Origin of the sequence: Yinghuangia sp. ASG 101 (assembly GCF_021165735.1) — a bacterium.
GTDB lineage: Bacteria > Actinomycetota > Actinomycetes > Streptomycetales > Streptomycetaceae > Yinghuangia.
The window spans coordinates 1,656,088-1,669,899 of sequence record NZ_CP088911.1; the positions used below are offsets into that span (position 1 = coordinate 1,656,088).

13 protein-coding genes are annotated in these 13,812 nt (G+C 72.1%); 8 read left to right on the forward strand and 5 right to left on the reverse strand.

What is annotated here, in order from left to right; all coding sequences use genetic code 11:
• Window positions 1-169: 169 nt before the first annotated feature.
• The 4 genes from LO772_RS06800 (at window position 170) to LO772_RS06815 (ending at window position 5,635) form a co-directional block, all read left to right on the forward strand.
• Window positions 170-640 (forward strand): cation:proton antiporter regulatory subunit, encoded by a 471-nt coding sequence (locus tag LO772_RS06800; RefSeq protein WP_231779439.1) that lies wholly within the window; start codon window positions 170-172, stop codon window positions 638-640.
• A gap of 4 nt (window positions 641-644) precedes the next feature.
• Window positions 645-2,018, forward strand: a complete 1,374-nt coding sequence (locus tag LO772_RS06805) for a cation:proton antiporter (RefSeq protein WP_231777467.1) — start codon at window positions 645-647, stop codon at window positions 2,016-2,018.
• A gap of 31 nt (window positions 2,019-2,049) precedes the next feature.
• Complete coding sequence (locus LO772_RS06810; protein ID WP_231777468.1) at window positions 2,050-3,333, forward strand: acyltransferase family protein; 1,284 nt, start codon at window positions 2,050-2,052, stop codon at window positions 3,331-3,333.
• Between the two features lie 163 nt (window positions 3,334-3,496).
• A complete protein-coding gene (locus tag LO772_RS06815; RefSeq protein WP_331717315.1) occupies window positions 3,497-5,635 on the forward strand; it encodes a SpoIIE family protein phosphatase in 2,139 nt (712 codons plus the stop codon).
• Window positions 5,636-5,775: 140 nt separating this feature from the next.
• On the opposite strand, the gene LO772_RS06820 is transcribed toward LO772_RS06815, so the two are convergent.
• Window positions 5,776-6,054 (reverse strand): DUF3040 domain-containing protein, encoded by a 279-nt coding sequence (locus tag LO772_RS06820; RefSeq protein WP_231777469.1) that lies wholly within the window; start codon window positions 6,052-6,054, stop codon window positions 5,776-5,778.
• 491 nt (window positions 6,055-6,545) lie between these two features.
• On the opposite strand from LO772_RS06820, the gene LO772_RS06825 reads away from it, so the two are divergent.
• From LO772_RS06825 to LO772_RS06840, 4 genes are all read left to right on the forward strand, one after another.
• Window positions 6,546-7,031 carry a cation:proton antiporter regulatory subunit gene (locus tag LO772_RS06825; RefSeq protein WP_231777470.1) on the forward strand — a complete coding sequence of 162 codons (486 nt, stop codon included), beginning with the start codon at window positions 6,546-6,548 and terminating at the stop codon, window positions 7,029-7,031.
• A 4-nt stretch (window positions 7,032-7,035) separates the two neighbouring features.
• On the forward strand, window positions 7,036-8,343 hold the full coding sequence (locus LO772_RS06830) for a cation:proton antiporter (protein WP_231777471.1): 1,308 nt from the start codon (window positions 7,036-7,038) through the stop codon (window positions 8,341-8,343).
• 150 nt (window positions 8,344-8,493) lie between these two features.
• Window positions 8,494-9,621 (forward strand): NUDIX hydrolase, encoded by a 1,128-nt coding sequence (locus tag LO772_RS06835; protein WP_231777472.1) that lies wholly within the window; start codon window positions 8,494-8,496, stop codon window positions 9,619-9,621.
• 43 nt (window positions 9,622-9,664) lie between these two features.
• Window positions 9,665-9,877: a DUF5302 domain-containing protein gene (locus LO772_RS06840; protein ID WP_231777473.1), complete on the forward strand. Its 213-nt coding sequence runs from the start codon at window positions 9,665-9,667 to the stop codon at window positions 9,875-9,877.
• 37 nt (window positions 9,878-9,914) lie between these two features.
• Here LO772_RS06840 and LO772_RS06845 read toward each other — a convergent pair whose 3' ends face one another.
• The 4 genes from LO772_RS06845 to LO772_RS06860 all read right to left on the reverse strand — a co-directional run bounded on the left by LO772_RS06845 (window position 9,915) and on the right by LO772_RS06860 (window position 13,801).
• A complete protein-coding gene (locus LO772_RS06845; RefSeq protein WP_231777474.1) occupies window positions 9,915-10,244 on the reverse strand; it encodes an MTH1187 family thiamine-binding protein in 330 nt (109 codons plus the stop codon).
• A gap of 878 nt (window positions 10,245-11,122) precedes the next feature.
• A complete protein-coding gene (locus tag LO772_RS06850) occupies window positions 11,123-11,383 on the reverse strand; it encodes a hypothetical protein (protein ID WP_231777475.1) in 261 nt (86 codons plus the stop codon).
• A gap of 117 nt (window positions 11,384-11,500) precedes the next feature.
• Window positions 11,501-12,304, reverse strand: coding sequence for a helix-turn-helix domain-containing protein (locus LO772_RS06855; RefSeq protein ID WP_231777476.1), 804 nt, complete (start codon window positions 12,302-12,304; stop codon window positions 11,501-11,503).
• A gap of 330 nt (window positions 12,305-12,634) precedes the next feature.
• Window positions 12,635-13,801 (reverse strand): acyl-CoA dehydrogenase family protein, encoded by a 1,167-nt coding sequence (locus LO772_RS06860; protein WP_231777477.1) that lies wholly within the window; start codon window positions 13,799-13,801, stop codon window positions 12,635-12,637.
• Between the last annotated feature and the right edge of the window lie 11 nt (window positions 13,802-13,812).

A 13,812-nucleotide genomic window follows, 5' to 3' on the forward strand; every position in this document is an offset into this window, starting at 1 on the left:
TTGTGACCGAGGCGGGGAAGGGTGGTCCATCCGTGCTGACACCCATATACCGGGGCTTGCCGGGGATGGCAGCATGGCCGCCCGGCGGCGCGGGTCCACGTGGTCCGCGACTCTCCCCTGCCACAAACCCCGCACGATTCGAAGGAGGCCATCCGTGCCTGCCTCACGGATGAGTTCGACTCCCCTGCCCGGCATCGGCGTCCAGTACGACCTGACCACCCGCGAGCACCGCCACATCTCGGTGGTCGCTCACCGTGACGGCCGCCGGACCGTGAACGTGTACCGTTCCGACGACCCCGACGCCTGCGCGCAGTCGGTGCGGCTGACGGTCGGGGAGGCCGCGTCGCTCAACGACGCGCTGGCGCCGGCGCACCACAGTCCGAGCGTGCTGCACACGACCGACCTGGGGCTGGTCGCGGAGCGGATCGAGTTGTCCGCGCAGAGTCACTGGAACGGACGGGTGTTGGGAGACACGCGGATGCGTACCGAAACCGGGGTTTCGATCGTCGCGGTGCTGCGCCGCTCAGGTGCCGTGCCGTCCCCCACGCCGGATTTCCGGCTGGCCGGCGGTGACACCCTGATCATGATCGGAACGCGTGAAGGCGTCGCGGCAGCCGCGGTGATTCTGGGACGGGAGTGACCGCGTGCATTCGGCTGTCTTTCTGATCGAGTTCGGCGCGATCATCCTCGGGCTGGGGTTGCTGGGCCGTGTTGCCGGGCGTTTGCAGTTCTCCCCGATCCCGTTGTACTTGCTCGCCGGTCTCGCTTTCGGTGAAGGCGGCCTGCTTCCGCTGGGCGCCAGCGAGGAGTTCGTGGCGATCGGCGCCGAAATCGGCGTCATTTTGCTGCTGTTGATGCTCGGTCTGGAATACACCGCGACCGACCTGGTGACCAACCTCAAAACGCAATATCCGTCAGGATTGGTCGACTTCGCCCTCAACGCGCTGCCGGGTGCGGCGGCTGCGCTGCTGCTGGGCTGGGGGCCGGTCGCCGCGGTGGTGCTCGGCGGGGTGACGTGGATCTCGTCATCCGGCGTGATCGCCAAGGTACTCGGCGACCTCGGGTGGGTCGGAAACCGCGAAACCCCGGTGATTCTCAGCGTCTTGGTGCTGGAAGACCTCGCGATGGCGGTGTACCTGCCGATCGTGACCGCGCTCGTCGCCGGGGTCGGCATCGCGCAGGGCAGCGCGACGCTCGCGATCGCGCTCGGGGCCGCGGGGGTCGTGCTGTTCATCGCCGTGCGGTACGGGCGGCTCATCTCGCGGTTCGTCTCCAGCGACGACCCCGAGAAGCTCCTGCTGGTCGTCCTCGGCCTGACGATCCTCGTCGCGGGTATCGCGCAGGAGCTGCAGGTCTCGGCGGCCGTCGGCGCGTTCCTGGTCGGCATCGCCCTGTCCGGTGAGGTCGCCGAAGGCGCCCACACACTGCTCAGCCCCCTGCGGGACCTGTTCGCGGCGGTGTTCTTCGTCTTCTTCGGCCTGCACACGGACCCGTCCAGCATCCCGCCCGTCCTGCTCCCGGCGCTGGCCCTGGCCGTCGTGACCGCCGCCACCAAGATCGCCACCGGGTACTGGGCGGCGAAACGCGCCGGGATCGGCGTCAAGGGGCGGTGGCGTGCGGGCGGAACGCTGGTCGCGCGCGGCGAGTTCTCGATCGTCATCGCCGGGCTGGCGGTCACCGCCGGCATCGAGTCCGACCTCGGGCCGCTCGCCACCGCGTACGTCCTGATCCTCGTCGTCATCGGGCCGCTGACCGCCCGGTACAGCGAGACGGTCGGGGTGCGGCTGGCGTCCCGCGCGAAGGCGAAGACCGTGGCCGAAAACGCTTCTTCGGAACCCGCGACGGCCGGCGCCGAGCCCCCCGAGGGGGCCGGGCTGCCGGACACGCGTGATTCACTCGATTCGCTTGATTCCCTTGAATCACGTGAAACGCTCGAATCACCTGAATCACCCGACCATCCGCAGGCGACCGGCCGCGACCGCACCCGGGATGAGGCCCCCGACCCGGTCACCGACTAGCGCATCAGATATTCCAGGAGTTCTTTCATCCATGTCCGCCTTGTCCGCCGACGGATCGCTCGCCCGGCCCGCCACGTCGACACGCAAACTGAGCTGGGACGTGATCCGGGCGGGAACGATGCTGATGGTGATGCTGTACCACAGCACCTACCTCGGACCGGTGTGGCATCCGGAACTCGCCACGTTACCGCTGTCGTTCGACTACCCGGTGGGTGCCAGCACGCTGTTGATCGTGTCGGGGTATTTCGCCGCGGTCTCGCTGCAGCGGCGCGATCCGCTGCGCTGGTGGATGGGCCGGCTGTTCCGCATGCTGCCGGCGTTCTGGGTCGCGGTGCTGGTCACCGGCTACGTCATGCGGACCTGGTCCCCGCCCGGGTGGTGGACGCCGACGTGGGAGGACATCGGCGCCAACATGGCGATGCTGTGGCAGTGGAAGCCGCAGAAGTTCGTGTACGTCGACGCGTCGTACTGGACCCTGCCCATCCAGCTGTCGGCGTTCACGATGCTGCTCGTCGTCGCTCGCTACAGCCGGATCCGACCACCCGCCGCGGTGCTGCTGTGGACGGTGCTCGTCCTGGAGGCCGCGCTGTGGCCGATCCGCGTGCACACCGAGTGGGAACCGTTCCGGATGTTCCACGACGGCCTCGGCTGGCACCGCATGCACCTGGTCGTCGTGGGCATCGCGGTGTTCCTCGTGGCGCGCGGCAGGATCGGGCGCACGCACGGTGCCGCGCTGGTGATCGTCGGCATGGTCCTGCACGGGATCCAGACCGACGACACGGCCACGGCGATCGGCGTGGCGCTGCTGACCGCGGCGGTGTGGGCCGCGGCGGTGGGCCCGGACTGGGACCGGCTGATCCCCGCGTTCCTCCACCCGGCGATCCGGTGGATGGCCGGGATCAGCTACGGCGTCTACCTGATGCAGCAGTCCATCGGCTACATCGTGATGGGCCGGCTGAACGGCGCCGGGGCGAGCCCGTGGATCCAGGTCTCGGCGATGCTGGCGACGGGCGTGCTGCTGGGCTGGCTGCTGACGGCCGCGGTGGAGCGGCCCGCGTACGACGCGCTGACGCGGCTCCGCGACCGGTATCTGCCGCCCAAGAAGGACACCCGGCCGCCGGGTGGCGGGCCCAAGGCGCCGAAATCGCCGCAGCCGTCGCGACCGCCGAAACTGCCCCGGCTGCCGCGTCTGCTCGGTCCCGCGAAGCCGCCGCGCCCCGCGAGGCCCCCGAGGGGGCCGGACATGCCGAGGCCGCGCGGCCGGGACCAGGAGGGCAGGACTCGGCAGGGCCCGCCGGGCGGGGTAGCGTCATAGTGAGATAGAGGTAAATCGACTCGGTGGCGGGCTCGTGCCGTGCGGGCCGCCACCGGGGCGTACGGATTCCCGACAGCCGGGGTACCCGACGTCCCGGCGCCCTCCGCGGACGTGCGAACGCACGTGCGCCGGGGGTCCGGGCAAGACGGCGGGAGGGCAGGCGGTGAGCGACACCGGGCAGCGGACGGCCGAGTCGAACGTCGTCGACAAGATCCTCGTCGCGTCGATGCGCCGCACGGGCACCGCGATCGGCGGCGTGTACCTGCTCGTCCCGGAGACGAAGATGCTGCACCTGGCGGTGCTGCGCGGCGCGCCGCCGGAGTTCTTCGGCCCGTGGCTGCGGACCCCGGTCGACGTCGGGATCCCGATCGCCGACGCGGTCCGCTTCAACCGGCCGGTCTCGGTCACCGGTCTGGAGGCGATGGCCCGCGACTATCCGCGCGTGGCCCTGGTGCTCCCGTACCCCTTCTCGCTCGTGGCGGCCCCGATCAACGGCGGCAAGCGCTGCTGGGGCAGCCTGTTCCTGATCTGGCCCGCCGAGCGGACGTCCGAGTTCATCCGCCGCGAGCGCGGCCACGTGCTCGCCGCAGCCCAGCGCATGGCGAACGCGCTGGACGCCGCCGAACGCGACGGCGTGGAGCCGCGCCCGCCGGAACGGCCGCGCATGCTGTCCGGCGCGGGCGAGCTGACCCCGACCTCGGCCTCGGACTTCGCCGAGCGCCTGCCGGGCGGCTGCGCCTCGCTGGACCTGGAGGGGCGGTTCACGTACGTCAGCGCCACGGCGTCCGCGCTGCTGGGCCGCTCCTCCGGCGACCTTCTCGGGGCGACGCTGTGGCAGGGCCTGCCGTGGCTGGACGATCCGACGTACGAGGACCACTACCGCGCCGCGGTCTTCAGCCGCAAGCCGGTCGCGATGACCGCGCACCGCCCACCCGACCTGTGGCTGCGGCTCGTCATGTATCCCGGCGAGACCGGCATCAGCATCCGTGTCGACCGCGAGAAACCCGAGGTCGACGATGCCGTCACGGAGGCGCCCGGCACGGCGGCGGCACGGTCGGACCGCCCGCCCGGCGACGCCCCGCCCCGGCCCGCCGGACAGCTGTACCGGCTGATGCACCTGGCCACCGTCCTGACCGAGGCCGCGAGCGTCGCCGAGGTGATCGACCGGGTCGCCGACGAGATCCTGCCCGCCTTCGACGCCCAGGGCCTGGTCATTTACCACTTCGCGGACGGCCGCCTGCGCGTCGCCGGGCACCGGGGATACGACGCCGGCTACCTGATGAGCCGCTTCGACGACATCGCGGCCGACACGGCGATCACGCAGCCGGGCACCCAGACGCTGTTCAGCGGCGTGCCGGTGTTCTTCTCCTCCCGCGAGGAGATGCGCCGGACCTATCCCGATCTGGAACTGGTGAGCGGCAAGCACGCCTGGGCGATCCTCCCGCTCATCGTGTCGGGCCGGCCGATCGGCAGCTGCGTGCTGGCCTACGAGCACCCGCACGACTTCCCGGTGGCCGAGCGCGCGATCATGAGCGCGATCGCGAGCGTCATCGCGCAGGCGCTGGACCGGGCGCGGCTCTTCGACGCGAAGCACAAGATCGCCCACGACCTGCAGGAGGCGCTGCTGCCGCGGGTCCTGCCGGACGTGCCCGGGGTGCGCGTGCTCGCGCGCTACCTGCCCGCGACCCGGGGCATGAACATCGGCGGCGACTTCTACGACCTGATCAAACTCGGTCCGCAGTGGTCCGCGGCGGTCATCGGGGACGTGCAGGGGCACAACGTGGCCGCCGCCGCGCTCATGGGCCAGGTGCGCACCGCGATCCACGCCCACACCGCCGCGGGCACGCCGCCGGACGAAGTCCTCGCCCGCACCAACCGGCTGCTGATCGACCTGGACACGAACCTGTTCGCGTCGTGCCTGTACGCCCGCCTCGACCTCGCCCGGAACCGCATCTGCTTCGCGAACGCCGGGCACCCGCCGCCGCTGCTGTGGGTGCCCGGGTCGTACGCGCGGGTGCTCGACGTGCGGCCGGGGCTGCTCCTCGGCGTCGACGCGGAAGCCGCGTACCCCCTCACCGAGGTCGATCTCCCGCCGGGCGCGGTGCTGGTGTTCTACACCGACGGGCTGGTGGAGGCGCCGCGCACCGACATCGACCGCGCGATCGGCGCGGTCGCCGAAGCGCTGGAGAGGACGCCCGGCCCCGACCTGGAGGACGTGGCCGACTCCCTGCTGCGGGAGGCCCGGGAGCGGGGCAGGCACACGGACGATGTGGCGCTGCTATTGGTGCAGGTGTCGCGGTAGGCGCGGCGGATCCGGCGTGCGGGTCGCGGGAGCACGGGGCACGGGGCGGCAGGGCGCGGCGGTGGAGCACCGCGCAGTTGCCGTTGTGCCGGGGCACGCGGGGGACGGCACGCAGCACGGCGCGGCGGTGGGGCGCCCGCTCAGCCGCCGCTGTGGCCGCCCCGCCGGGGGCCGACGGCCCACATGTGCGTCGCCCCGCCGAGGGCGACGAGCCCCGCGGCGACCAGCAGCCCCTGCCCGGTGACCGCCCCGAGGACGAAAGCGACCAGCCCGCTTACCGCCAGGGCCGGGACACCGCGGCGCCGGTACTCGCGGGGCGGGTAGGGGTGCCCGGCCGCCAGGTGCCGGGCGAAGCGCGGATCGTCCTTGCGGAACTGCTCTTCCAGTTCGGCGATGCGCTTGTCATGGGTTTCGGACATGGCTCGCCTCCGATTCCGGGCCGGCGGGTCCGTCACCGCCGGCGTTGCCATTCGGCGGGCGCCTGCGCTCAGTTTGGCCCGCAGCGAGCGGTCGGCGCATCGGGCCGGACACCCATTTCCCGGGCGCCGCGGAAATCGGCGGCGGGACCCCTCCCCCGCACCCCGAATCCGCGCAACGGCTAATCTCTCCGATAACCGGCACCCGGCGGTACCGCGGATTCACCGCGTCGGCGACCCACGCACAAAACCCCCGCCGAACACTGCCGGAATGCGGCAATGACGCCGCCGTACCGCGACCGCGATCGTGGGGGCACCGAACAACCGGAGCCCGCACCGAACTTCTCGTCGCCGTGCGTATCCGCCGGGCAACCCCGCCGTGGTCGACGGAATCCGCCGACGCGCCGTAGCGTTGGCCGGCCATACGCGTGTGCCGCCGGGGTCCGACCCCGATCGCGCAGGAACGAGCGAAAACGAGAAGAAAGGGACGGGACATGCCCACTCCACGTCTGAGCACCACACCGCTGCCGGGGATAGGCGTGCAGTACGACCTCACCACCCGCGAGCGCCGGCATGTCTCGGTCGTCGCTCACCGTGACGGAACCCGGACGCTGAACACGTATCGATCCGACGATCCGGACGCGTGTTCCATGTCACTCAGACTGTCCGTATCGGAGTCCGAGGCCCTTGCCGACGCCCTGATGCCGGCCCACCACAACCCGAACATCCTGCACACCACCAACCTCGGCCTGGTCGCCGAGCGCATCGAGATCGGCGCGTCCGCACACTGGAACGGGCGTTTGCTCGGCGAGACGCAGATCCGCACCGAGACCGGCGCCTCCATCGTCGCGGTGCTGCGCCGTACCGACGCCATCCCGTCCCCGACCCCGGATTTCCGACTCGCCGGCGGCGACACCTTGATCGTCATCGGCACCCGCGAAGGCGTCGACGCCGCCGCGGCGATACTCACTAGGGAGTGAACGCGTGCACGGAGCCGTCTTCCTGATCGAATTCGGCGGTATTCTCCTCGGCCTGGGCCTCCTCGGAAGAGTCGCCGGGCGTCTGCAGTTCTCTCCGATTCCGTTGTACTTGTTGGCCGGTCTCGCTTTCGGTGAGGGCGGACTGCTTCCGCTGGGCGCCAGCAAGGAGTTCGTGTCCATCGGCGCCGAAATCGGCGTCATTCTGCTGCTGTTGATGCTCGGGCTGGAATACACCGCGAGCGACCTGGTCACCAACCTCAAGACGCAATACCCGTCCGGGATCATCGATTTCGTCTTCAACGCGCTCCCGGGCGCGGTGGCGGCGCTGCTCATGGGCTGGGGGCCGGTCGCCGCGGTCGTGCTCGCCGGGGTGACGTGGATCTCGTCGTCCGGCGTCATCGCCAAGGTCCTGAACGACCTGGGCCGCGTCGGCAACCGCGAGACACCGGTGATCCTCAGCATCCTCGTGCTGGAAGACCTCGCGATGGCGGTGTACCTGCCGATCGTGACCGCGCTCGTCGCCGGGGTCGGCATCGCGCAGGGCAGCGCGACCCTCGCCATCGCCCTCGGCGTCGCCGGGCTCGTCCTGTTCATCGCCGTCCGGTACGGGCGGCTCATCTCGCGGTTCGTCTCCAGTGACGACCCGGAGAAGCTCCTCCTCGTCGTCCTCGGCCTCACCCTGCTGGTCGCCGGGATCGCCCAGGAGCTGCAGGTCTCGGCGGCCGTCGGCGCGTTCCTCGTCGGCATCGCGCTGTCCGGCGAGGTCGCCGAAGGCGCGCACAGCCTCCTGAGCCCCCTGCGCGACCTCTTCGCCGCCGTCTTCTTCGTCTTCTTCGGCCTGCACACCGACCCGTCCAGCATCCCGCCCGTCCTCCTCCCCGCCCTCGCCCTCGCCGTCGTCACCGCCCTCACCAAGATCGCCACCGGTTACCTCGCCGCACGCCGCGCACACGTCTCGGTGCGCGGCCGGTGGCGGGCGGGCGGCGCGCTGGTCGCGCGCGGCGAGTTCTCCATCGTGATCGCCGGGCTGGCGGTCACCGCCGGCATCGAGCCCGAACTGGGCCCGCTCGCGACCGCGTACGTCCTGATCCTCGTCGTCCTCGGGCCGCTCACCGCCCGGTACACCGAACCGCTGGCGACCGCCCTCGCGGCCCGGCGCGGCAAGCCGGGGCCCGGTCCGGGTTCGAAGGACGGCGGGAAGGAAGCCGCCGCGGCGTTGCCGACGCCGGCCGCGGGCCCGCGGGACACCGAGCCCGACGCCCTCGGGGCCGAGCCGCACGACGGGGCGGACAGCGAGCTGGTCGGCGACTGACCGTCCGACGACGCCCTGGGGGCCGCCGACGTCGGCGGCCCCCAGGGCACGCGCGTCCTGGCCGTTCGCGGTCGGCGCGGTGCGTCCGACCGGCAGACTGGTGCCCTCGCGGCTCGGACCAACGGCCGCCTGGCAGACGGGTGTTGAGACATGAACGCGGCGAGTTCCGCCGACGGGCGCTTCCTGACGGCCGTCGACGTCCACGTGCTGCTGATCGACGGGGGACGCGTGCTGATGCTGCGGCGCGGCCCCGGTTCGGCGTACGCGCCCGGCCTCTGGACGCTGCCGTCCGGGCACCTGGAGGCCGGCGAGGACGTCGTGGCCGCGGCCATCCGCGAGACGCGCGAGGAGACCGGCATCGCGCTGACCCCGGAGCTGCTGCGCTGCGAGCTCGTCATGCAGCACCAGGGCCCGCGGACCGAGGCCCGGGCCCGGACCGGGTGGTTCTTCCGCGCGCTCGGCTGGCCCGTGCGCCCGCGCCCGCACAACGCCGAACCGCACAAGCACGACGGGCTCATGTGGGCCGACCTCGACGACCTCGACGCGGTTCCGGACGGCGTCGTCGGCTACGTGCGCGCCGCGCTCGACGCGATCGCCGCGGGGGTGCCGTACGCGCTGCACTTCCAGCCGACCGGCAGCCCCGTCGCCCACGTGCCGGGGGCGGGCTCGGCGCTGCGGGCGCTGCCCTCCGCCGACCACCACAACGTGCCGCTGCGCGGCCGGTTCGGTGTCCGCGAATGGACGCGCGCCGGCCTGCCGTGGACGTGGGTCGCGGACGCCGAGGTGCCCGACGGGCTGACCGTACGCCAGTCGTGGGGCTGGCTGTTCGCCCCCGACGGGCGCGTGCTGGTGCTCGCGGGCGCCAACGGCGTCCTCAACCTGCCGGGCGGCACGGTCGAGCCGGAGGACCGCGATCCGCTCGCGACGCTCGCACGCGAGGCGCACGAGGAGGCGGGGGCGGTCCTCGGCAAGACGGCCCCGGTCGGCTATCTCCACGACCACGAGGGGCTGCTGTACGACGGGGCCGAGACCGCGCGGCTGCGGACCGCCGCGGTGCTCGCGTCGCTCCACCCGGCGGCGGTCGACCCGGCGACCGGCTTCACGTGGCGGCGGCTGCTGATGTCCCCGCGCATGGCCGCGAACCTCATGGGCGGCGGCCCGGAGTCCCTGGCCGAGGCCCTCGCGGCGCAGCGCGTCGCCCACGAACACCTCGGCATCCCGCCCCACGACGGCCGTACGGTCGACGAGGCTCCCGAGGCGGGCGTCGTCTTCGCGTGAACGGACCACGCGCGGGCGGCGATCATGCGGGTACGTTGGCCCGATGAGCGACGATCCGGCAACCGACCAGAACACCCCCGCCGCGACCGAGGAGGGCGCGGGCGACGACGTCAAGCGCAAGTTCCGCGAGGCACTCGACCGCAAGCGCGGCACCAAGGCCGACTCCGTGGACGGCGGGTCCGACGGCCGGCCCAAGGCCCGCGGCGCCCACGGACCGGCGCACCAGCAACGCAACTTCCAACGCAAGAGCGGCTGATCACCGTGCGGGGCGTGCGTGCGCGTACGCCCCGCACTCAGTCGGCGGCGCTCGTCCCGCCCGGCTCGCCGGGACGCTCCGCGAGGTACCGCTCGACCGTCGCGACCTTCGACGTCAGCCCGTCGGTCACCCCGTCGCGGATGTCGGCCTTGAGCGTCATGCTGACCCGCCCGCTGTGCGCGCGCACGGCCTCGACGGCCTCCTTGACGACGGCCATCACCTCGTCCCACTCGCCCTCGACCGAGGTGAACATCGCGTCGGTCCGATGAGGCAACCCGCTGTCCCGCACCACCCGCACCGCATCGGCGACGGCCTCCCCGACCCCTTCACCGACCCCCAACGGCGTCACAGAAAACGCGACAGTCACAAGCCCCTCCCCAACAACACCCAAAACCAACACCCCAACCCTAGGCGCCCCGGCCCACATCCGAACCACACCGACCCGGCCCGCCGTGCCCCGGAAAAATCCGCCGCCCTCCCCCGCGGCGCCCGGGAACCGCCCGGTGCCGCGGCACGCGTGTTCCTGGCTCCCTGTCTCGCCGGTGGGCGCGCGGCTCCCCTCGGCGATCCCGCATTGCCCGGCCAATCCGCCGCGCTGGTTGGCCTTTTCACCGGCCGAGCGTGACGGACGCCTCATAATCCCCGGATGGCCAGTGACCAGAGCCGGGAATCGCAGCCTTCCCCACCTCCGGGCGGATTCGGGTTTCGCTCGAACGAACAAATCGCCCAGGACCGGAACGCAAGGTCCCCCGACGTCTCCGGGGTCCGCCCCGACCCCAAACACGCCAAGGACCCGACGCCACGGCTCCCCGGCGGCATCGGCTTCCACGCGGACCAAGAGATCGCCGAGGCCCGAAACGCGGGGCTCCCCGGCGGCTTCGGGATTCGCTCGCCCCAAGACATCGAGCGTGACCGAGCCGACCCGACGTTCCCTCGGCAGGAGCCCGCGACGCCCAGGGAGCCGGGCGAACGGCTGCCCGCCGTGTTGAGCAACGCCCCGAGAGCCCCCCGCTTGCGGCGCCCTCGTCCGACGCTCTCGCCGGTACGCGTCGCGGGGCGGGGAATGCCGCCGATGACGACCGTACGAGGCGCCACGCCCGAGCGGACCGGCGGTCCGGCACGCCCGCAGCCTCGAACGGATCATTCGGCCCGCCGCGAACAGGACGGACCAGGGTACGCAGCGGAGCGCGGGTGACGTTCGCCGGTCCTCACAGCGACCGGGGCGGGGCTTGATCCCGGTGGAACTCACCGCGCTCCACCGAACAGGGCCCGGCGGATCGTCCGCCGGGCCCGTTGCGGTGTGTTCGGCTCGACGGCGTGCCGGGCCTCGTGGCGGGGGCACTCCCGTGCCAAACCTCGGGATTCCTCGGTCGTCCCCTCATCGTCGGCCATGTCGATCCCGCGGCTCGTGGCGAGCGGCAGCGGCAGCGGCAGCGGCAGCGGCAGCGGCAGCGGCAGCGGGGAGACCGTGTGCGGCAGTCGGGCAGCGGTGAAGGGGGTGTCCACGACCGGCGTGGGAGTCGGGGCGGTCTCGGGTGGTTGGGGGCCGGGCCGACGCGGGCAGTGGCGGCTGGGGCGTCGGCCCGGTGTGGGTGGGGTGTGGCGGTTGGCGCGTTGGGTGGGTTAGTCGGTGGTGGTGAGGCGGTGGGCTTCCAGGGCGAGGGTGAGTTCGACGACGGTGAACGGGTCGCCGAGCAGGCGGCCGGTGAGGTGTTCGTAGCGGCGCAGGCGGTTCAGGATCGTGTTGGGGTGGTAGAAGAGCCGGTCCCCCGCGCGGCGTGTGGAGCCGCCCGACTCCAGCCAGACGCGCAGGGTGCTGAGCAGTGAGTCGCGGTCCACGGGGGGCAGTTCGAGGACGGGCCCGAGCGCACGGGCGAGCAGCAGCGCGGCCAGGGCCGGGTTGTCGGCGACCAGCGCGGCGGGGAGGCGTTCCTCCAGGACGGAGACCGGTGTGTCCGGGGCGGCGGCACGCAGGGCCTGTTCGGCGAGGGCTCGGGCGCGGCCGAGGGCCGCGGGTCCGGTGACCGCGGGGCTCACGCCGACGCGGGTGCCGGACGGCGGGTCCAGGGCGCGGACGAGGTCGTCGAGCGGGGCGTCGCCGAGGAGCACGACGGCGCATCCGGCGTGCCAGACCAGCCGCATGGGGTGGGCGAGTTCGAGGGTGGCGGCGACGATATGGCCGCGCCACGCGAGGTCGGAATTGCGGTCGATCCCGGTCGCGGGGCCGGCCGACGCGAGTACGGCGTACCGGGTGTCTTCCGGCAACTCCGGTGTTCTGTGCGGCCGTTGGGGTCTCGCGGGAGTCGGCGACGCGGCGGGTCGCGGTGGGCTGGTGGAGGTACCGGATGGCCCGGCGCCGTCGAGCAGCGCGGCCACCAGGTCGGCGGAGCGCGTGCGCGCGCTCCCGATCACTGACAGGGGTGCCATGCGTTATCCCTCGCCGTACCTTGCCCGGTGCCGTGGCCGGGTCGGTCCGTGGTTCTCGCCGTCCGCGCACCGGGGTTCGCCGCGTGGCGGGGCCTCCGCCGTACGGGCCGCGTGCGGGCTTCGGCGGGGCGCCGCGCGGTGCACGGCGCGACCGGGAACCCGCCGGGGCGGGCAGGTCGGTCGCGGTCGGTGGGGCGGTGGGCGAGTACCGGGGACGTTCCCGGCCGCAGCACTGGCTGCTGGGTGATGTCGGGGCAAATACCTGGAGTCGATGGATGGTTGGGTGGGGTAGGTGGTGAACGGCCGCCGGTGTGCGGCGGGTTGCCCGGGTCAGATCCCGCCGATCTTGGTGTAGCCGCGCAGGAGGTCGCGGGAGATGATCAGGCGGAGCATTTCGTCGGTGCCCTCGTAGATGCGGTAGAGGCGTACCTGCCGGTACCAGCGTTCGATGGGCAGTTCGCGCGTGTAGCCCATGCCGCCGTGGATCTGGAGCGCGCGGTCGACGACGCGGTTGACCATGCCGGCGCCGTAGAGCTTGGCCATGGACGAGCTGTGTCTCGGCGGCAGGCCCGCGTCGATCGCCCACGCGGCGCGCAGGACGAGCATGCGGGCGGCCTCGAGTTCGACCTCCGAGTCGGCGATCATCCATTGGATGGCCTGGTTCTCGCCGATCGGCTTCCCGAACGTCTCGCGTACGTTGGCGTGGTCGAGCGCCATGCGGAGCACGCGTTCGGCGATGCCGATGCCGTTGGACGGAATGACGAAGCGGCCCTTGCCGATCCACTTCATGCCGAGGGCGAAGCCCTGGCCGACCTCGCCGAGCACGTTGCGGGCGGGGACGCGCACGTCGTCGAACACCAGTGCCGCCGGGCCGCCTTCGCCCATGGTCTGGATGAACTCCGACTTCCAGCCCATCGCGCGGTCGACGAGGAACGCGGTGGTGCCGCCGCCGTGGACGCCCTTCTCCTTGTCGGTGACCGCCACGACGATCGCGAAGTCGGCCTCGTTGCCGTTGGTGATGAAGATCTTCTCGCCGTTGAGGATCCACTCGTCGCCGACTTGACGGGCCGTCATCTTGATGTTCGCGGCGTCCGATCCCGCGCCGGGCTCGGTGATCGCGAAGCACGAGACACGGTCTCCGGCGATGGTCGGCAACAGGTACTCCTCCTTCTGCCGGTCGTCGGCGTGGTAGAGGATGTTGTCGGCCTCGCCGCCGAAGCGGAACGGGACCAGGCAGCGGCCCAGTTCGGTCCAGATCAGCGACTGTGTGACGGCCGGCAGGTCCATACCGCCGTACTCCTCCGGGGTGGACAGCCCCCAGAATCCGAACCGCTTGGCCTTGAGCTGGAGTTCGCGTAGTTCGGAACGCTCCAGGCCGGGCTGGTGGGCTCGTTCGCGGCGCAGCACCTCTTGTTCGAGCGGCATGACCTCCTTGGCGATGAACGCGCGGGCCGTGTCGCGTACCGCCTGCTGCTCCTTGCTGAGCGAGAAGTCCATGGTCCCCTGGC